Origin of the sequence: Phenylobacterium aquaticum (genome assembly GCF_022695515.1) — a bacterium.
GTDB classification, from domain to species: Bacteria; Pseudomonadota; Alphaproteobacteria; order Caulobacterales; family Caulobacteraceae; genus Phenylobacterium; species Phenylobacterium aquaticum.
In genome coordinates this window covers 1-17,854 of the sequence record NZ_JALDPT010000040.1, presented here as the reverse complement: position 1 = coordinate 17,854, position 17,854 = coordinate 1, and the positions used below count along the sequence as shown (strand labels likewise).

At 67.2% G+C, this 17,854-nt stretch carries 18 protein-coding genes and 1 pseudogene; 13 read left to right on the top strand and 6 right to left on the bottom strand.

Annotated elements, in window-relative coordinates; genetic code table 11:
• Positions 1-34 precede the first annotated feature (34 nt).
• Positions 35-1,270 carry a cytochrome P450 gene (locus MQH10_RS22260; protein WP_242566176.1) on the top strand — a complete coding sequence of 412 codons (1,236 nt, stop codon included), beginning with the start codon at positions 35-37 and terminating at the stop codon, positions 1,268-1,270.
• 3 nt (positions 1,271-1,273) lie between these two features.
• Here the strand turns inward: MQH10_RS22260 and MQH10_RS22255 are convergent, their stop codons facing one another.
• The 3 genes from MQH10_RS22255 to MQH10_RS22245 are packed head-to-tail and all read right to left on the bottom strand — an operon-like array spanning position 1,274 to position 3,353.
• Entirely contained in the window at positions 1,274-2,233 is a 960-nt protein-coding gene (locus MQH10_RS22255) for an NUDIX hydrolase (protein ID WP_242566175.1), read from the bottom strand.
• Positions 2,230-2,751, bottom strand: a complete 522-nt coding sequence (locus MQH10_RS22250) for a tyrosine phosphatase family protein (RefSeq protein ID WP_242566174.1) — start codon at positions 2,749-2,751, stop codon at positions 2,230-2,232. The genes MQH10_RS22255 and MQH10_RS22250 overlap by 4 nt, the downstream gene beginning before the upstream one ends.
• Positions 2,752-2,753: 2 nt before the next feature.
• Positions 2,754-3,353 carry a YfbR-like 5'-deoxynucleotidase gene (locus MQH10_RS22245; protein ID WP_242566201.1) on the bottom strand — a complete coding sequence of 200 codons (600 nt, stop codon included), beginning with the start codon at positions 3,351-3,353 and terminating at the stop codon, positions 2,754-2,756.
• A gap of 159 nt (positions 3,354-3,512) precedes the next feature.
• Here MQH10_RS22245 and MQH10_RS22240 point away from each other — a divergent pair, with 159 nt between their 5' ends.
• Complete coding sequence (locus tag MQH10_RS22240; RefSeq protein WP_242566173.1) at positions 3,513-4,325, top strand: universal stress protein; 813 nt, start codon at positions 3,513-3,515, stop codon at positions 4,323-4,325.
• Positions 4,326-4,345: 20 nt separating this feature from the next.
• Entirely contained in the window at positions 4,346-4,720 is a 375-nt protein-coding gene (locus tag MQH10_RS22235; protein WP_242566172.1) for a hypothetical protein, read from the top strand.
• Positions 4,721-4,742: 22 nt separating this feature from the next.
• Here the strand turns inward: MQH10_RS22235 and MQH10_RS22230 are convergent, their stop codons facing one another.
• The 3 genes from MQH10_RS22230 to MQH10_RS22220 form a co-directional block, all read right to left on the bottom strand.
• Positions 4,743-5,615, bottom strand: coding sequence for a hypothetical protein (locus MQH10_RS22230; protein WP_242566171.1), 873 nt, complete (start codon positions 5,613-5,615; stop codon positions 4,743-4,745).
• A 156-nt stretch (positions 5,616-5,771) separates the two neighbouring features.
• Positions 5,772-6,644 carry an AAA family ATPase gene (locus MQH10_RS22225; RefSeq protein ID WP_242566170.1) on the bottom strand — a complete coding sequence of 291 codons (873 nt, stop codon included), beginning with the start codon at positions 6,642-6,644 and terminating at the stop codon, positions 5,772-5,774.
• A 158-nt stretch (positions 6,645-6,802) separates the two neighbouring features.
• Positions 6,803-8,506, bottom strand: a complete 1,704-nt coding sequence (locus MQH10_RS22220) for a tetratricopeptide repeat protein (RefSeq protein WP_242566169.1) — start codon at positions 8,504-8,506, stop codon at positions 6,803-6,805.
• 327 nt (positions 8,507-8,833) lie between these two features.
• On the opposite strand from MQH10_RS22220, the gene flbT reads away from it, so the two are divergent.
• The 10 genes and pseudogenes from flbT to MQH10_RS22170 all read left to right on the top strand — a co-directional run.
• Positions 8,834-9,253 carry a flagellar biosynthesis repressor FlbT gene (gene flbT, locus MQH10_RS22215; RefSeq protein ID WP_242566168.1) on the top strand — a complete coding sequence of 140 codons (420 nt, stop codon included), beginning with the start codon at positions 8,834-8,836 and terminating at the stop codon, positions 9,251-9,253.
• Positions 9,219-9,584 (top strand): flagellar biosynthesis regulator FlaF, encoded by a 366-nt coding sequence (flaF, locus tag MQH10_RS22210; RefSeq protein WP_242566167.1) that lies wholly within the window; start codon positions 9,219-9,221, stop codon positions 9,582-9,584. The genes flbT and flaF overlap by 35 nt, the downstream gene beginning before the upstream one ends.
• Before the next feature lie 387 nt (positions 9,585-9,971).
• On the top strand, positions 9,972-10,805 hold the full coding sequence (locus tag MQH10_RS22205) for a flagellin (protein ID WP_242566166.1): 834 nt from the start codon (positions 9,972-9,974) through the stop codon (positions 10,803-10,805).
• A 286-nt stretch (positions 10,806-11,091) separates the two neighbouring features.
• The gene (locus tag MQH10_RS22200; RefSeq protein ID WP_242566165.1) at positions 11,092-11,916 is read left to right on the top strand and encodes a flagellin; all 825 of its coding nucleotides are present in this window, start codon (positions 11,092-11,094) and stop codon (positions 11,914-11,916) included.
• Between the two features lie 247 nt (positions 11,917-12,163).
• Positions 12,164-12,991, top strand: a complete 828-nt coding sequence (locus MQH10_RS22195) for a flagellin (protein ID WP_242566164.1) — start codon at positions 12,164-12,166, stop codon at positions 12,989-12,991.
• Between the two features lie 266 nt (positions 12,992-13,257).
• Complete coding sequence (locus tag MQH10_RS22190) at positions 13,258-13,410, top strand: hypothetical protein (protein ID WP_242566163.1); 153 nt, start codon at positions 13,258-13,260, stop codon at positions 13,408-13,410.
• A 183-nt stretch (positions 13,411-13,593) separates the two neighbouring features.
• Positions 13,594-14,421 (top strand): flagellin, encoded by an 828-nt coding sequence (locus tag MQH10_RS22185; protein WP_242566162.1) that lies wholly within the window; start codon positions 13,594-13,596, stop codon positions 14,419-14,421.
• A 107-nt stretch (positions 14,422-14,528) separates the two neighbouring features.
• Positions 14,529-17,120 carry a hypothetical protein gene (locus MQH10_RS22180; protein WP_242566161.1) on the top strand — a complete coding sequence of 864 codons (2,592 nt, stop codon included), beginning with the start codon at positions 14,529-14,531 and terminating at the stop codon, positions 17,118-17,120.
• Positions 17,048-17,353 (top strand): hypothetical protein, encoded by a 306-nt coding sequence (locus MQH10_RS22175; RefSeq protein ID WP_242566160.1) that lies wholly within the window; start codon positions 17,048-17,050, stop codon positions 17,351-17,353. The genes MQH10_RS22180 and MQH10_RS22175 overlap by 73 nt, the downstream gene beginning before the upstream one ends.
• Before the next feature lie 50 nt (positions 17,354-17,403).
• Positions 17,404-17,854: pseudogene (locus MQH10_RS22170) on the top strand (hypothetical protein); the annotation flags it as partial.

Here is a 17,854-nt window from a genome sequence, read left to right as displayed (position 1 = left end):
GCCAGATCGCCCAGAGGTCACCCAGGAAAACGTCATGTCCGACGCCCCGCTTCCCACCATCATCCAGCTCACCCCGCTCGACCCGACCTACCGGGCCGACCCCCATGCGGTGCTGGACGACCTGCGCGCCCGTTGCCCGGTGCGCCACGACCCGACCTCGGGCGCCTTCGTGCTCAGCCGCTATGCCGATGTCCGCGCGGTGGTCTCCGACCGCGACCTGTGGCGCGACGCCCTCAACGCCGAGGAGGGCACCCAGGCCCGCAAGCGGGTCGAGGAAAATTACGATCCCAGCGTGCCGCGGGCCGAGAGCACCTCGATCCTGACCCTGGACGATCCCGACCACGCCCGCATCCGCCAGCCCCTGTCCCAGGCGCTCTATGCGCGGGTCGCCAAGTTCCGCCCCGAGGTGGAGCGCATCGTCGACGAGGCCCTGGACCGGCTGCCCTCCGATCGGCCCTTCGACCTGATGGACCTGTTCTGCGTGCCGATCCCGATCGATGTGATCGCCTCGATCCTGGGCGTCGACCATGACCGGCTGAAGGAGTTCCGCGAATGGTCCGAGGGTACGATCCTGGGGCTCAACCCGTTCCGGACTCCGGCCCAGACCGAGGTGATGGAGCGCTGCGGCGCGGCGCTGGCCGCCTATTTCCTTGAGACCATCGCCGCGCGCCGGGCCGAGCCCCGCGACGACCTGATCTCCGACATGGTGCGGCTGCAGGCGCAGGGCGCGCCGCTGACCGACACGGAACTGCGGATCAATCTGGGCGCCCTGCTGGTGGGCGGCAACCTGACCACCACGGACCTGATCGGCAACGCCGTGCGCCTGCTGCTGCTGAACCCCGGGGAGCTGGCCAAGCTGCAGGCCGACCCGTCGCTGATCAATGCGGCGGTGGAGGAGGTGCTGCGCTTCGAGGGGCCGGTGGACGTGACCGGCCGGATCGCCTCGTCGGACACCGAGATCGGCGGCTGCCCGATCAAGACCCACCAGTCGATCACCACCTTCCTGCGCGCCGCCAACCGCGACCCGGAGGTGTTCGACGATCCGCACAGCTTCAACATCACCCGCAAGCATAAACCGCACGTGGCCTTCGGCGGCGGGGCGCACATCTGCATCGGCGCGCCCCTGGCGAGGCTCGAGGCCCAGGTGGCGCTGCCCCGGCTGTTCGCCCGGTTCCCGAACCTGAAGCTGGCGGATCCGGATGCGGAACCGCAATGGCGCACCCTGCCATTCTTCCGCGGGCTGGAGCGGCTGGATCTGGTGGCGGGCTAGGGGCTAGTCCCGCAGCAGCGGCAGGGACAGCCCTGACACCGGGCGCGCGCCCAGGATTTCGCGCCGGAACCTGAACAGCTCCGCTGGGCGGCCGCCGGTCTCGGAATCCAGGCGGCCCAGGCCCTCGACCATCTCGGCGCGCTCCAATGCGCGGCGGAAGTTCTGCTTGTGCAGAGGCACGCCGGCGACGGCCTCGACCGCACGCTGCAGGGCCGAGAGGGTGAAGGCCTCGGGCATGACCTCGAAGATCACTGGGCGGTATTTCAGCTTGCCGCGCAGCCGCGAGAGCGCGGTGGCCAGGATGCGGCGGTGGTCGGAGATCATCGGCTCGCCGAGCGCCGGGCCCAGGGCCTCGACGGCGGGCGCGGGGGGCTCGCCGCGGTCACGGGCGGCCTCGGGCGCCAAGCCCGCCTCATAGAGCAGTTCGTAGCGCTCCAGCACCCGTTCCTCGTTCCAGGGCGCGCCGTCCTGGGCGAACAGCAGGCGCAGGCGGGGCAGGCGGGTGGGATGGGCGCCGGCCCATTGGCGCAGGGCCGGCTCGATGGCGGTGAGGGCGGCGGGGCGGCCGTCGCGCCAGTCCTCCCAGGGAAAGAACCTCAGCCAGTCGGCCCAGGCGGTGTCGGGCGCGGCGGTGTCCACGGCCTTGGGCGTGAGGCCCAGATAGCCCACCGAGACGATGCGGCTGGCGCGGCCGGCGGGGCCGGGCCCCAGATTGGCCAGGGGGGCGTCGCGGCCCTTGTCGCCGAAGGTGTAGAGCTGTTCGACATAGCCCAGTTCGAACCGGGTCTGGGCGGTCACGAAGGCGCGCAGCGCCAGCTCGAAGGTGCGGTCGGCCTCGGGGTCGAAGGGGCCGAAGGGCAGGCCGGCGGGCTGGCCCTGGGGCCGGACCGTCAGGACCACGGCCTGGCCGTCGCGGATCGCGGCGACCACGGCGGAGAGGCCGATGACGATCTGGCGGCTCATCCGACCTGACCGTGCCGGGCGCTGAACTCGAAGGGTTGCGCGCGCAGATAGTCGTAGTCGCCCATGGCCGCGACGGCGTCGACCATGCGGCCGCGACGGCCCATCACGTCGTCGGCCAGCGCCACGATGCGGCGGTTGGGGCTGGCGTGGACGGCGGCGGCCCGCAGCGCCATCGCGATGTCCATCTCATCGGCGTCGGGGCTGCGCTCGCAGGCGATGACGAAGGCGCTGGCGGTGGAGCGGCTGATCCCCGCCCAGCAATGGATCAGCATGGGCTGGGTCTCGTCCCAGTCGGCGGCGAAACGGATCAGGTTATGGACCAGGGTCTCCTGGGGCAGGACCAGGCCGTCCATGGGCTCGGCGATGTCGTTGACCGCCAGCTTCAGGTGCCGGTCGGGATCGAGGCCCTTGGGCGTCTCGATCATGCTGGCCGGATCCAGCAGGGTGATCATGTGGGACGGCCGACGCCGGGCGACGATCGCGGGAACTTCGGCCAGGCCGCTGACGATAAGGGTCACGCTCACTCCGTGCCGAACGCGGCGTCGCCGCCGCCGCGGGCGAATCCCGCAGCTTCCGAAAGCACATTGTAACGCTGGACGTAACGGATTTGCGCCTGGGATGGGGCGAGCGGCTCGATCATCAGCTCATAGCCCTCGGGCGGGGCGCCGAAGAACTCCAGGCTCTCGGCCACGGTGAAGCCGGCGAGTTGGGTCGCCTCGAAATAGGCGCAGGCGTGATCGGCGCGCTTGATCAGTTTCTTGATGGCGACGGGGGTCTTGGCCGGCAGGCCGAAGCGGATGTGGATGGCCGTCTCCAGCCGCTCCTCGAACAGCTTGTAGTCATAGCCGAGCGCCGCCTTGAACGGGCTGATCATGTCGCCGATCACATATTCGGAGGCGTCGTGCAGCAGGGCGGCGAGGCGCCAGCGCGGATCAAGGTCCGGCTGGATGTGGGCGCAGATCTCCTCGACCACCACCGAATGCTGGGCCACCGAGAAGCCGTGTTCGCCGGTCGTCTGGCCGTTCCAGCGCGCGACGCGGGCCAGGCCGTGGGCGATGTCCTCGATCTCGATGTCCATGGGCGAAGGATCCAAGAGGTCGAGCCGGCGGCCCGAGAGCATCCTTTGCCAGGCCCGCGGCGCCTGGCTGGCCTTACGCAGCCCTTTCCTCACCGAAGCGTTCCTTTCCAGTCGAGGTTGAGACCTGGACCAGGACTTGAGAAAGATCAATGTTGCGGGACGCGTTCCGCGTGCACGATCAAGACTATCGAGGGAGCTGAAATGAGCTGGGCGAGAATCATGGCGCCGCTTTCGGGCGGGCAGGGCGATCCGGCCGCCGTCAAGGCCGCCGCGCTGCTGGCCGCGCCCTTCGGCGCCGAGCTGGCGGGGGTTTATACGCCCGCCGACGTGGCCGACGTCATGCCCTGGATGGGCGAGGGCTTCCTGGGCGGCGTGCAGAGCACGGCGCTGGAAAGCCTGAAGGAAGCCGCCGCCGCCGGTGAGAAGAACGCCAAGTCGGCCATGGCCGGCTGCGACTACGCCAAGAAGCAGTTCATTTCCCTGCAGACCCCGGTCTGGGCCGGCCTGTCGGCCGAGAGCCGCCTGTCCGACGTGGTGGTGTTCACTTCCGACCCGCCGCGCGGTCGCGGGCCGCTGGCCGAGGCTTTCCAGCAGATGGTCGCCGACGAACAGCGCCCGGTGCTGATCGCCCGCGAAGGCTTCAAGGTCGGCGGCGTCGTCGCCGTGGCCTGGGACGGCGGCAAGGAAGCCAGCCGCGCCGCGCGTCTGGCCATGCCCCTGCTGGAGAAAGCCTCCCGCGTGGTGATCCTTGCCGCGCCCAAGGCCACCTCGCGCAGCTTCGATCCCTCCAAGCTCCAGGCCTATTACGCGGCCCGCGGCGTCGCCTCCGACGTCGACGTGCTGCCGGACTCCGGCGATGCGGCGCCGGTCCTGCTCTATGCCGCCAAGAAGGCCGAGGCCGATATCCTGGTCGCCGGCGCCTTTGGCCACCCCCGCCTGCAGGAGTTCATCTTCGGCGGCACCACCCGGTCGCTGCTGGCCTCCGACCAGCCGTCCCTGTTCCTGTCCCACTAAGTTCTGAGAGGTCTCGCGCCATGACTTTGTCGCGCATCGTGATGCGGCTTGCCCGCAACCCTGGCACCGAATTCGCCGGCGGCGACGACCATCGCGGCTACACCCTGACGGCGCCCCTGACCGCCGACGGCCATATCGACGAGGCCGCCTATTCCAAGGCCAAGGCCGATTGCCTGGTGCGCCGATTCCAGCCCGACGAGGACGCGGTCGACGGCCGCCTGGCCCGGCGCGGCCAGAACTGGTTCTTCGACTATGAGGCGGGCGATACCGCCGACGACGAGCCGGTCCACAAGCTGGGCCAGCATCGCTTCGCGGTGGGGGAATATGTGACGGTCGCCGACGAGGACGGCCGGCCCCTGACCTATAAGGTCGTCGAGGTCCAGCCGGCCAAATAGAGCCTTGGGCGCGGGCGGCGGGTCAGGCCCCGCCGTTCCGCCGCACCAGCCGCTTCACATCGTCATAGATTTCGCTGTGGTCCTTCGAGGCGTCGGACTTGGCCTTGACGATGGCGATCGCGATCGGCCCGCTCTTGGGCCCGGACGCCTCATAGCCCACGAACTTGTAGCCGCCGGTAAGGGCCTCGCCCGCATAGATGAAGCTGGCCCGGAGGCCACGCTTCTGCAGCGACAGCGCCTCGCCGCGCATGCGCACGTCCTTGATGACCTTGACCACCGCGGTCTCGCCATTGGCGTTGACGTGGATCGGCCCGACCCGGACATCGGCCTTGTCGCCCTCGGCGGAGATGTGGATCCCCGGCAGGTTCACGTGGGTCGATTCATTGTCGTCGGAAATCCGGATGCCATGGGCGTCGAGCTTGGCCTTGCCCTCGTCGACCTTGGCCGTGACCTCGGCCTTCACCGCGGCGTCGTGGGCGGCGTCGGCCGCGACCCGCGCGGCGTCGGCGGCGGACTTCGAGGCTTCAGCCTGGCTGAGGGCCGCGCCCGGCGTGGCGGGCGGCGCGGGGGGCGCATCAGCCTCGTCGGCCTCGGCCGTCTTGTCGGCGGCGTCCGGGGCGGGCGCCCCGGCCTCGGCCTTGAGCTCGTCCTCGACCTTGGCCAGGGTGGGCTCGATCCCGCCGGTCACCGGCAGGAGCTTCAGGGTGATCTCGGCGCCGGCCGGCTCGTTATAGAGGCAGCTCTTGCCGTCGGCGGCGGCGCTGATCCGGGTCATCTTGCCGACGTTCAGCGGGCAGTCGAGGCGGCCGGTCACGACCGCCGTATTGGTGGGCGCAGCGCAGGCGCCGGCGGTGAGCGCCAGGGCGGAGGCCGCGACAGGCATCAGGTATTTCATGGACATCGATCTCCATCCGTTGAGTGGGACGGTGGGGAAAGCCCGGTCAAAGGTCGAGTGAATTCGGCGTAAGGCCAAAAGACTTGTCCCGCCGAGCAGGGTTGCTCGACGGGACAAGGGCCTTGCAGCAGATGATCTGGCCGTCAGGCCCGGCCTTTACTGGCCAGGACGCGAGCCCGCGCCTTCGCGCCGAGCCAGGAAGGCCAGGCGTTCGAACAGGTGGACGTCCTGCTCGTTCTTCAGGAGCGCGCCGTGCAGCGGCGGAATGAGCTTGGTGGGATCGCGTTCGGCCAGGGCCGCGGCGTCGATGTCCTCGACCATCAGGAGCTTCAGCCAGTCGAGCAGTTCGGAGGTCGAGGGCTTCTTCTTCAGGCCCGGCACCTTGCGCATGTCGTAGAAGATGCGCAGCGCCTCGGCGACCAGCTTCTGCTTGATCCCGGGATAGTGGACCTCGACGATCTCGTTCATCGTCTCGGCTTCCGGGAAGCGGATATAGTGGAAGAAGCAGCGGCGCAGGAAGGCGTCCGGCAGTTCCTTCTCGTTGTTCGAGGTGATGATCACCACCGGCCGGACCTTGGCCTTGATGGTTTCATTGGTCTCGTAGACGTAGAATTCCATCCGATCGAGCTCTTGCAGCAGGTCGTTCGGGAATTCGATGTCGGCCTTGTCGATCTCGTCGATCAAGAGGACGGGGCGCTTGCCGGTGGCGGTGAACGCCTCCCAGAGCTTGCCCTTCTTGATGTAGTTGCGGACGTCCTTGACCCGCTCGTCGCCCAGCTGGCTGTCGCGCAGACGGGTCACGGCGTCGTACTCGTAAAGCCCCTGGTGGGCCTTGGTGGTCGACTTGATGTGCCAGGTGATCAGCTCGGCGCCGAGCGCCTTGGCGATCTCTTCGGCCAGGACGGTCTTGCCGGTGCCGGGCTCGCCCTTGATCAGCAGGGGGCGTTCCAGGGCGATGGCGGCGTTGACCGCGACCTTCAGATCTTCCGTGGCGATATAATTGTCGGTGCCTTCAAAACGCTGGCTCATATGGGCTCCCCAATGTGGGCGAGGGCGCTCTCGGCCGCTCGAACAAATGTTTCAAACTGAGCGCAGACTAAAGGCCGCGGCGCGACATTCAAGCGACTTGAGCGCCGCAGTGGCGATCAGCGACGCAACAGCCGCTTCCAGCGCCGTCGGACGCTACGTCAATCGGCGGTCGCCGCCTGCGCCAGGGCCTCGCCCACCTCGGCCATCACCGGGCTCCAGTCGGCGAAGGCCGGCGGCAGGAAGGTGCGCACCTGCGGATACCAGGGATAGCGCCGGGTGCCGAGCCGGGGCCAGGCGCCGGGAGCGGAAATCAGCCAGGTGGGGACGCCGCAGGCGGCGGCGATGTTCAGGGTGGCGTTGGCGAAGCCGATCACCAGGTCCATGGCGCAGCAAAGGGCGGCGACATCGTCGAGGTCCTGCTTCAGGTCGATGCCGGGCGGCGTCCAGATCTCGACCCCGAAGTCACGCCTGGCCTGCTCCAGCTCCTGTGCGCAGTCGCCGTACTGCAGATTGACCAGGCAGACGCCAGGCGTCGCCAGGATCGGCGCCCATTGCTCGAAGGGCGAGAAGAAGCGGTGGCGGCCGCCATTGGTGATGGCGCTCTTCCACAGGAGCCCGACCTTCATGCCGGCTGGGGCGGACGCAAGCTGGTCACGCCAATAGGCGACGCGGTCGGGATCGGCCTTCAGGTAGCCGGGGCGATCGGGGAAATCCTCCAGCCGGCGGCGGAACTGGCGCAGGGGGGAGGCCAGCGGCGCCCAGAGGTCGATCTTCTCGGCGCGCCCGTCGAGGAAGGGCATCAGGCGCACGCTGCGGCCGTCGACCTTGAAGGTCCTGTGGCCGCCGACCTCGGCGGTCGGGAACGAGCGCTGGAACAGGGGAATCAGCCGCTGCTCCACCGCCAGGATCAGCTTGCCGTCGGCGCCCAGGGCCTCGATCACGTCGGGAATCAGGTTGGCGAACAGGATCTCGTCCCCCAGGCCCTGTTCCCCGATCAGCAACAGGGTCTTGCCGGCCAGGTCCGCGCCGGGCGTCCATTTCGGCCGGTTGATCATGAACTGGGTGACGTCGGAGAACTGCGGGTGCAGGCGGGCCTCGTAGTCGTCCCAGCCCTCGCCGATGCGCCCGAGGTTGATCTTGATGGTCGAGCGGGCGAGCAGCATCATCTGGCGCTCGTCCTCGGTGATCTTCTTGGTGAGGGCGGTGTCGCAGTCCTGAAGGGCGCGTTCGACGTCGCCGAGCGCCAGGCTCATATTGCCGCGGTTGTAGCGGGCCTTGGCGAAGTCCGGGTCGAGGCGCAGGGCCTCGTCGAAGAAGATCGCGGCGTTGGCCGAGTCGCCCTGTTCGGCCATCACGGTGCCGAGCGTGTTCCAGACCACCGAATGGCTGGGGTCGAGCATGATCGAGGCCTTCAGCACCTCGATCGCCTCGTCGAAGCGCATCTGGGTGCGCAGCGCGCAGGCCAGGTTGTTGGCGCCTTCGGGATGGTTCGGGTAGCGGCGCAGGAAGGCGCGGAAGAACTGTTCGGCGACCTCGGTCTGGCCCAGGCGAAAGGCCAGGCGGCCCAGGTTATTGGCCACCTCCTCATGGTCGGGCATCAGCCTGAGGGCGGCCTCATAGCAGGTGATCGAGCTGACGAAGTCGCCGCCCAGCTCCTGGGCGAGCGCCAGCATGTACCAGCCGAACCCGCTCTTCTCGTCCATCTCCAGCGCCTTGAGCGCCCATTTGGCGCCCTCGCGGTGATCGCCGGCGTTCAGGGCCTCGACCGCGCTCTGCAGCAGGGGCTGGACGGACAGGCTCTTCAGCTCGTTGATCGCCGCATTGAGCTTGGCCAGCGCCGCGGAGGAGGCGGACTCGCCCATGGCCCCCGCGGCCAGGCGCGCCGGCGTGGCGGCCGCGCCGGATTCTAATGCAAGGGCGGAGGTCGCACTGGCGGCGGGGCGCGGCGAGGGGCGCGGCATGAGAGTCACCTTAGAGTCGGCGGACGACAGGCCGACTAGCCGCGATCATGGTTAATCCTTGCCTAAGCCTGCAATCGGGCGTGGCGGGACGTCCCCGAAAACGAGCAAGGCGTCATTAACCTACTGCCCGTTATGCATAGCGGGTCGGGGAGGCCCTGCGCCGTTTCGACGTCCAGACTTGTACAGGAACTCGCGCCGTATCGGCGCCTCATTCGAGGGAAACGAGCCTTGCCGCTGAAGTTATCGCTGAAGCCTGGCGAGAAGTTCGTGCTGAACGGGGCAGTCGTCCAGAATGGCGACCGCCGCGGTGTTCTGATTCTCCAAAACAAGGCTTCCGTTCTTCGTGAGAAGGACATCATGCAATCGGAGGATGCTAATTCTCCGGCTCGTCGGATCTATTTCCCGGTGATGATGATGTACTTGGACGAGGCCGGAGCGACTCGCTACTACGACGAGTTCGTTCAGCGTCTGAGCGAGTTCATGGGGGTGATCCGAAACCCGGAGGTCCTGGCCGAATGCGTGGCCGTCTCCAAACACTGCATGGGGCGTGAGTACTACAAGGCCCTGATGCTCTGCCGGAAGCTTATCGACTACGAAGACCAGAGGTTGGGGAATGTCGCTCCGGGCGTACCAGCAGACCGCGGCTAGGGCGGAGACTCCCAGGGAAGCCGAGTACCGCCTGTTCGGGCAGGTGACTCGGGCTCTGATGGAGGCCGCCAAGCTCGATCCCACCGACCTTCGCGGGCGGATGGAGGCGCTTGACTGGAACAGGCGTCTCTGGTCGGCGCTCGCCACCGATTGCGGCGACGACGGCAACCTGCTGCAGACCGACGTGCGCGCCGGAATCATTTCGCTCGCCATCTGGGTGGGCAAGCACACCAGCCTGGTGATCCGCGGCCAGGAAGACATCCAAGACCTGATCGACATCAATCGGATGATCATGCAGGGCCTGAGCGGCGGCGTCAGCGAAGCCGCCTGACGCCCCGGGCCCCACGCGGCCCCACGACTTACGATGCGGGGGAGGGCGCTGCGCCGCCCCGCGGTCATTTCTCACGAGCGACCTTGTATGCCCGCGCCCGCGCCGGAAGGGCGGCCTCTTGGCCGCGTCCGCGGGTCCTCTTGCCCTGAACTGCGAATCCCTCAGCGCACGGAGCGCAAGCGCGGCAGTTAATGCCGCTCGGCAAACTGTCCCGGATATGGTTACCGGGCCGGATTCTGCCGCCTAAAAAAGATCAATTAAAACAGTGAGATAAAAAGTGAACGGCGGCGCCAATTCTGGCCCGCCGCTTGCGATGGTGTTCGCGGGCAGAGAACTGCTCGCCGGCAAAAGCCGGACAATCTCCCGACCAGAATGGAAGGACACCCAATGCCGTATAACTCGGTGAATACGAACGTGGGCGCGATGATTGCGCTCCAAAACCTCAATGCGACCAACTCGGAACTCGCGATGGCGCAGACGCGGATCAATACCGGCAAGAAGGTGTCCAGTGCAAAGGACAACGGCGCCATTTGGGCTATCGCCCAAAACCAGCGCGCGGCGTCTGGATCACTGAACGCTGTTCGAGACTCGCTGCAACGCAGCCAGTCGACGATCGACGTGGCCCTGGCGGCCGGTGAAACCGTTTCTGACCTGTTGCTTCAAATGAAGGAGAAGGCGCTCGCGGCGTCAGACACCAGCCTGGATTCCGCCTCTCGCGTGGCCTTGAACGAAGACTTCAAGTCCTTGCGCGATCAGGTGACCAAGGCGGTCGAAAACGCCACGTTCAACGGTGTGAACATGTTGAACGGTCCGACGGCCACGACCATCGCCGCCCTTGCGGACGCCGATGGCACATCGAAGCTCACGGTTCAGGCTCAGGATCTGTCCCTGGGCGGCGCAAACGTGACGCTGGCCGCGACCGACTCGATCGGAACGACGACTCTGGCGACGACCTCGCTCGCCAGCATCACGACTTCGATCGCCAATGTGTCGACCGCGCTTTCGAAACTGGGAACCGGCTCCAAGTCCGTGTCCTCCCATCTGACCTTCGTGAACAAGCTTCAGGATGCGATCGACGCGGGTGTGGGGAACCTCGTTGATGCGGACCTTGCAAAGGAAAGCGCCAAGCTCACCGCGCTGCAGACCAAGCAGCAGTTGGGCGTCCAGGCGCTGACGATTGCAAACCAGTCGCCTCAATCGATCATGTCCCTGTTCCGGTAATAGTCGCAGCGCCGGGCGGCCGACCCCTTGGGGGCCGCCCGGCGAGCTCTTTCCCTAACCCCCGGCGCCTTTTGCCGGCGAGGGTGCGGCAAAATGTGCCGCGGGATCGCGTGGGCCGGCAAATCTTGCCGGGCGGCTCTGCAGCCTGGCCGCGCAAAACCTAGTTAATCGAACAACTTGCGGTCGGCGCGCGCGGGCATGGTTTCCGGCCTGTGAATTGCAACTTTGTCGCTGAGGCAAAACGCCTCTGTTCGTTGGCCTTCGCCGGCTAGGTCGGGACCGTGAGATGCCGAACAGCATCAACACCAATCCGGGCGCGATGATCGCCCTGCAGAACCTGAATTCCACCCAGGCCGACCTCATGGCGGTGCAGAACCGCGTCAACACCGGCAGGAAGGTGGCGTCCGCAAAGGACAATGGCGCGATCTGGGCCATAGCCCAGAACCAGCGGGCCACCTCCGGCGCCCTGAACGCGGTCAAGGATTCCCTCAATCGCAACCAGTCTGCGATTGATGTCGCCATCGCCGGCGGCGAGAACATCGAAGACCTGCTGATCCAGATGAAGGAGAAGGCGCTGGCGGCGTCCGACACCAGTCTGGACGCCACCTCCCGTGTCGCCCTGAACGAGGACTTCAAGGGGCTGCGCGACCAGATCAACCGGGCGATCTTCAGCGCCAGCTTCAATGGCGAGAACGCGCTCAGTCTGGATCCGGTCAGCGCGCTGGCGGACGCGGACGGTCAGACGCACCTGACGGTCTCCGGTCCCATCATGGTCAATGGCGTGGCGGGCGGACTGGCCTTCACCCAGACCGACTCCATCGGGACCCAGACCCTGGCCCAGGACATGATCGCCAAGGTCAGCGACTCCCTGGTGTTCTCGTCCAAGGTCCTGGCGATGCTGGGGACCAATTCCAAGGCGCTCTCCACCCACCTGACCTTCGTCACCAAGCTGCAGGATGCGATCGACGCCGGGGTGGGCAACCTGGTCGACGCGGATCTGGCCAAGGACAGCGCCAAGCTCACCTCGCTGCAGACCCGGCAGCAGCTGGGCGTCCAGGCGCTCTCCATCGCCAATCAGACGCCCCAGGCGCTGATGTCCCTGTTCCGCTGATCCCGGCCGCGGGCGGGCGGCGCGCCTTGCCGCCCAAGGCTCGGCAGGAATTTCCTGGTCGCCAGGCCAGCTGGGCAAAAATTGCCGATCTCGACGCCCTGATCGGCAGATATCCGTAACAAATACAATCTGTTGGCGCCGGCCCCCTCTGCGGTCGAGGTGGCCCATTAATTGCATCGCGCCCCGCGAGGCAAAACGCCTCTGGCTGCCAAAATGACGGCCAATAACCTGAGAAAAGGACAGACCGATGCCGAATAGCGTCAATACGAACGTTGGGGCGATGATCGCCCTGCAAAACCTGAACTCCACCCAAGCCGACCTGATGACGGTTCAGAACCGCATCAACACCGGCAAGAAGGTGGCCTCGGCCAAGGACAACGGCGCCATCTGGGCCATCGCCCAGAACCAGCGTTCGACCTCCGGCTCCCTGAACGCCGTCAAAGACTCCCTGCAACGCAGCCAATCCACCGTCGATGTCGCCATCGCCGGCGGTGAAAGCGTGTCGGACCTGCTTCTGCAGATGAAGGAAAAGGCGCTGGCCGCCTCGGACTCCAGCCTCGACACCAGCAGCCGCGTCGCCCTGAACGAAGATTTCAAGGCCCTGCGCGACCAGATCGGCAAGGCCGTGACCAACGCCACCTTCAACGGCGTGAACATGATCCAGAGCGGCGGCACCACCATCGCGGCCCTGGCGGACGCCGATGGCACCTCCAAGCTGACGGTCAACGCCCAGGACCTGTCGCTCGGCGGCGGTAACGTCACCGTGGCCTCCACGGACTCGATCGGCACCCAGACGCTGGCCCAGAACATGATCGCGACCGTCGCCACCTCGATCGGCAACGTCTCGACCGCGCTGTCGAAGCTCGGCACGGGCTCCAAGTCGCTGACCTCGCACCTGACCTTCGTGGGCAAGCTGCAGGACTCCATCGACGCCGGTGTCGGCAACCTGGTCGACGCCGACCTCGCCAAGGAAAGCGCCAAGCTCACCTCGCTGCAGACCAAGCAGCAGCTGGGCGTCCAGGCGCTGTCCATCGCCAACAGCTCGTCCTCGGGCCTGCTGTCGCTCTTCCGTTAACGACTGAACCGGGCGCCGGCCGCGCAAGCGGTCCGCGCCCACCCGTGAGCGGCGGGAAGGGAAACCTTCCCGCCCATCGCGGCCAACAGGGACGCCAAAGGCTGAGGACCGGAGGCGAATGGAGACATGCAAACAAAGTGGCGAACCTCTCAGCCACGCCAGATCCGACGATCAACCCTCCGACGCCGCCGCATCCCGCGGCCGCGGATCCAGGTCCTCAACAGACCCGGAGCACGGACGGCCTCCCGGACCAGGCGGACCTGAGATTGGTGATCGAAGAGAAGGCCGGCTCCTACGTCTACATGACCGTCGATCGGCGGACCGGAGACGTGGTGGCGCAGTACCCCCGCGAAGAGGTGCTGAAGCTGCGCGAGGGAGCTGACTACGAAGCCGGGGCTGTAATCCGCACCCGCATCTGACCTGACGGTTTCACCCGTCGGAACTGGACTTGCTCACCGCCCCGGTTAACCGGTGTGCGGTCACGCGCCTATGGCCGTTAACCATCTAGACACCATGATTCCATAGCTTCCCGGGCAGGAAACCCGGCCCCGGGCGAGTCGTCTCGTTGATGAAAAGGGGTCGGGCGCGCCAAGGAGGCACCTATGACGATCAGCGTCCACACGAACAAGTCCGCCCTGGTCGCGCTTCAAAACCTCAATAAAACCAACGATGAGCTGAACGACGTTCAGAACCGGATCAACACCGGCCTGTCGATCGCCAACGCCAAGGACAACGCTTCGGTCTGGGCCATCGCCCAGGGCCAGCGATCCGACATCGGCGCGCTCTCAGCCGTTAAGATGAGTCTTGATCGCGCCCAGTCGATTTCGGAAGTGTCGTTGGCCGCCGGCGGTAACGTTTCCGACCTCCTGGTTCAGCTTAAGGAAAAGGTGGTGTCCGCCCAGGACGCCTCGCTCGACACCCAGTCGCGCTCGGCCCTCGACGCCGACTTCAAGTCGATCCTGCGCCAGATCAGCCAGATCACCCAGAACGCCTCCTTCGACGGCGCGGACATCCTCGACGGCACGACCCAGTCGATCCGCTTCCTCGCCAACGCCGACGCCAACGCCTACATCACCCTGTCGGGCCAGGACATGAGCCTCGGCGGCTCGATCATCACCATCGCCTCCACCGCCTCGATCACCACGGTGACCCTGGCCGCCCAGGCGCTTTCCGACCTCAACACCTCGATCGGCAATGTGAACCAGGCGCTGGGCAATCTCGGCGCCCAGTCCAAGCAGATCGAAGGCCACAACAAGTTCGTCAGCAAGCTGACCGACGTGCTCCAGGCCGGGATCGGCAACCTGGTGGACGCCGACGTCGCCAAGGAGAGCGCGCGCCTGCAGGCCCTGCAGGTCCAGCAGCAGCTCGGCACCCAGGCGCTGTCGATCGCCAACCAGGCGCCGCAGATCATCCTGTCCCTGTTCAAGTAAGACCGGGCGGGGGAGCCCGCGGACGTTTTCGGCCGCGGTCTTAACCGCTCGTCAGGCGTACCGGGCGCACACTCCGCGCGCGGGCGTCTGTCCGTTGGAAGTGCGTCATGGCGGTGAGTTTCGACACCAGTCTTCTGACTTCGTACTACAACGCACGCGCGGGCATCACCGACGCGTCGAATTCGTCTGGCTCGAGCGCCACCCCCGCCAAGCAATACGCGCCCACCCCGCCCTGGACCCCGTCGGCGGTCCACACGGTGTCGAACGACACCAGCCTGATGACCGCGGCGGTCAAGAGCGCCATGGCCGGTCACAAGCTGATCGACGAGAACGCGGCCAAGCTGGACCTGGCCGGCGCCAGCGAGGACTACAAGAAGCTGTTCGCCCTCTACCAGGGCATGGACACCCTCAACGGCGTGGCCAACCAGATCAACGGCAAGGGCCTGACCTCGATCGACAAGGATCGGATCAAGTCGGCCTTCTCCAAGGGGCTGGCCGAGGTGGTCAGCTATACCGAGGGGCTGAAGCTCAAAGAGATTCGGGTGACGCGCGGCGACGCCATGGACAAGGCTCAGATGTCGGTGGGGGTCGCCAAGACCCAGCCCGCCTATACGACGCCGGCCCTGGTGTCCGGCGACGTGACCCAGCCCGTGGCGGCGTTCCAGGGGGACGTGAAGTTCGACATCTCCATCAAGCGGGTCGGAGTGACGCACGACATCCAGATCGACCTGAGCGAGATGGGCGCGACGCCGCGGAACATGGCCAATGTGGTCACCTTCATCAACGACAAGCTCAGCGCTTCGGGGGTCGCGACGCGGGTGGCCAGCCAGCGCATCCCCGGCGGCGACCGCACGGTCACGGTGGGCGGCAAGTCGGTGAAGGTCGGGACCAATCCCGATTCCTGGTCGCTGAAGGTCAATGTGGATTCCGGCGACACCGTGACCTTCAAGCCGGCGGCGACGGCCGGCGCGGTCTATGTGGCCCAGACCGTCGGCAATCCGAACCCCGTCACCACCACCGACGCCAAGGGCAAGACCACGACCACCCCGGCCGTGACCAACGCCCAGATCGTCAAGTTCCAGACCGACACGACCAATGTCGCCTCGCCGACCCAGCCGGCCGGGGCCGCCAACTGGGTGGACGGGCGCGCCTGGGCCGCGGATGCGGAGAAGAGCGTCGGCACGGTCCACGCCACCAAGGTCGGGGCCGACGGCTCGGTCTATGTGCTGGCCGATGTGACCGGCCAGGTGTCGGGCCAGAACATCAAGGGCGACCAGGACGTCGCCCTGCTGAAATACGATTCGGCCGGCAAGCTGCTCTACACCCGCACGCTCGGCGCGGCCTCCAGCGCCTCGGGCCTGGCGCTTGCGGTGTCGGACAACGGACAGATCGCCATCGCCGGCAAGGTGACCGGCACGCTGGAGGGGGCGGTCAACGGCGCGCTGAACTCCGGCGACACAGGGACCTACGCCACCGACAGCGACAGCTTCGTCACGGTCATGGACGCCAACGGCCAGGACCTCTGGACCCAGCGCCGCGGGGCGCGTCAGAACGACGAGGCGACGGACATCGCCTTCGGGGCGGACGGCTCGGTCTATGTCGCCGGCCGGTCTCAGACGACCATGCCCGGCGGCAGCCAGATCGGCGGCTGGGACAGCTATGTCGAGGGCTTCAAGGCCGACGCCAAGGGCAATGTCTCGACCCTGTTCACCAAGACCGTGGGCTCGACGGCGGCCGACCGTCCCGGCGGACTGGTCGTCGATGGGAATTCGCTGATCCTGGCCAATAACGAGGCGGGGAGGGCGGTGCTGCACCGCTTCGACCTGTCCAGCGGATCCCCGGTCGAGACCGGGACCCGCGATCTCGGAGACCTGCAGGGCGGCGACATCGCCGGGGTCGCGATGAACGGCGATCAGGTGGTGGTCGCGGGCTCGACGGCCAACGCCGCCCTCAATGCGGGGACCGTCACCCGCGCGATCAGCGGCGGGACCGACGCCTTCGTGGCCCAGGTCAACGCCGACCTGACGACGGGCGCCGCCGATTCCGTCGCCTATTACGGCGGGGCGGGCGACGACAAGGTCACCGGCCTGGCGGTGGCGGGCGGCCAGGTCTACATCGCCGGCCAGGCCGGGACGGACCTGCCGGGCGAGGCCGCGGTGGGCAAGAAGGACGGCTTCCTGGCCCAGATCGACGCCACCACCGGCGACATCGGCTTCGCCCGCCGGTTCAGCGGCGCGGGCGGCTATGCGGCCCCCACGGCGATCGCCGCCAGCAGCACCGGCGCCAGCGTCCTGGATCGCATCGGCCTGCCCCAGGGCACGCTGAACATGACGGATTCTCAACAGCTTACGGCCGTCAGCTCAATCCGGGCTGGCGACCAGTTCCAGGTGCGGGCCAGCGCCACCGGAACCATGAAGACGGTCGCCATCGACGCCAACGACACCCTCGACACCCTGGCCACCAAGGTGCGGCGGGCCCTGGGCTACCAGGCCAAGGTCGAGATCACCACGGTCGACGGCTCCAAGCGCCTGAAGGTCACGCCGGTCAGTCCGCGCGACACCTTCGAATTCTTCGCCGGGGCCACGGGCAAGGACGCCCTGTCGCTCCTGGGCCTCAGCGAGGGGGTGTGCGCACGACCACCACGAACAAGGACGGCAAGTCCGTCCCCGCCGACGGCGAGGGCCAGATCTATGGCCTGAAGATGGACAAGAACCTCAACCTGGACACCGCTCAGGACGTCAGCCACGCCCTGGCGGAGATCGCCACGGCCATGGGGGTGATCCGCACGGCCTACCAGGATCTGAAGACCGCGGCCCAGCCGGCCTCGGTCACCAACGCCGCAAAGGCGGCCAATGGACCGGTCCCGGCCTATCTGACCAACCAGATCGCCAGCTACAAGGACGCGCTCGCCCGTCTGACCGGGAATGCGTGACGCGATCACAAACGCTTGAAACCGTCACATTCGCGGTCTAGCGAGGGGCGATGGACGTGTTCAACGATCGCCGCATTCTCTACGCCCTGATTGGCGGGGCCCTGGCCCTGCTCGCCGGACTTGGCATCGCCGTGGGGCTGATGTCCAAAGGCCGCAGCGAAAAGGCCGAACCGCCGCCGGCCTCCCAGGCCGGACTGGTGGTCGAGGCCGGCGGTCCGCGCGACGACGGAAAGCTCGATCCGACCGCGCGCCTGCGCTGCTTCGTGGCCGGCCAGTTCGTCGGCGAGGCCACCCTGGCCGAATGCGCCAAGAAGAACGGCGTGGCGACCGGCGCCCTGGACGTGGGCGTGGACGAGGCCGGCAATTTGGCCGCCGCCGACCAGGCCGGCACCGTTCTGACCCCCCTGCCGCCGACCCAGGCCCAGACCGAACAGGCCGCGCCGGCACAGCCCCCCGCCGCGACCTCGACGCCCGCGGCGCCCGCGACCGCGTCGCTCGGCG

Bases quoted from the DNA above. Each gene is read 5' to 3' on its own strand.
- MQH10_RS22235 (WP_242566172.1), top strand. From the start codon at position 4,346: ATGACTTTGTCGCGCATCGTGATGCGGCTTGCCCGCAACCCTGGCACC.
- MQH10_RS22205 (WP_242566166.1), top strand. From the start codon at position 9,972: ATGCCGTATAACTCGGTGAATACGAACGTGGGCGCGATGATTGCGCTC.
- MQH10_RS22245 (WP_242566201.1), bottom strand. From the start codon at position 3,353: ATGCTCTCGGGCCGCCGGCTCGACCTCTTGGATCCTTCGCCCATGGAC.
- MQH10_RS22180 (WP_242566161.1), top strand. From the start codon at position 14,529: ATGGCGGTGAGTTTCGACACCAGTCTTCTGACTTCGTACTACAACGCA.
- flaF (WP_242566167.1), top strand. From the start codon at position 9,219: ATGTCGCTCCGGGCGTACCAGCAGACCGCGGCTAGGGCGGAGACTCCC.
- MQH10_RS22195 (WP_242566164.1), top strand. From the start codon at position 12,164: ATGCCGAATAGCGTCAATACGAACGTTGGGGCGATGATCGCCCTGCAA.
- MQH10_RS22260 (WP_242566176.1), top strand. From the start codon at position 35: ATGTCCGACGCCCCGCTTCCCACCATCATCCAGCTCACCCCGCTCGAC.
- MQH10_RS22185 (WP_242566162.1), top strand. From the start codon at position 13,594: ATGACGATCAGCGTCCACACGAACAAGTCCGCCCTGGTCGCGCTTCAA.
- MQH10_RS22240 (WP_242566173.1), top strand. From the start codon at position 3,513: ATGAGCTGGGCGAGAATCATGGCGCCGCTTTCGGGCGGGCAGGGCGAT.
- MQH10_RS22230 (WP_242566171.1), bottom strand. From the start codon at position 5,615: ATGAAATACCTGATGCCTGTCGCGGCCTCCGCCCTGGCGCTCACCGCC.
- MQH10_RS22200 (WP_242566165.1), top strand. From the start codon at position 11,092: ATGCCGAACAGCATCAACACCAATCCGGGCGCGATGATCGCCCTGCAG.
- MQH10_RS22220 (WP_242566169.1), bottom strand. From the start codon at position 8,506: ATGGGCGAGTCCGCCTCCTCCGCGGCGCTGGCCAAGCTCAATGCGGCG.
- MQH10_RS22255 (WP_242566175.1), bottom strand. From the start codon at position 2,233: ATGAGCCGCCAGATCGTCATCGGCCTCTCCGCCGTGGTCGCCGCGATC.
- MQH10_RS22225 (WP_242566170.1), bottom strand. From the start codon at position 6,644: ATGAGCCAGCGTTTTGAAGGCACCGACAATTATATCGCCACGGAAGAT.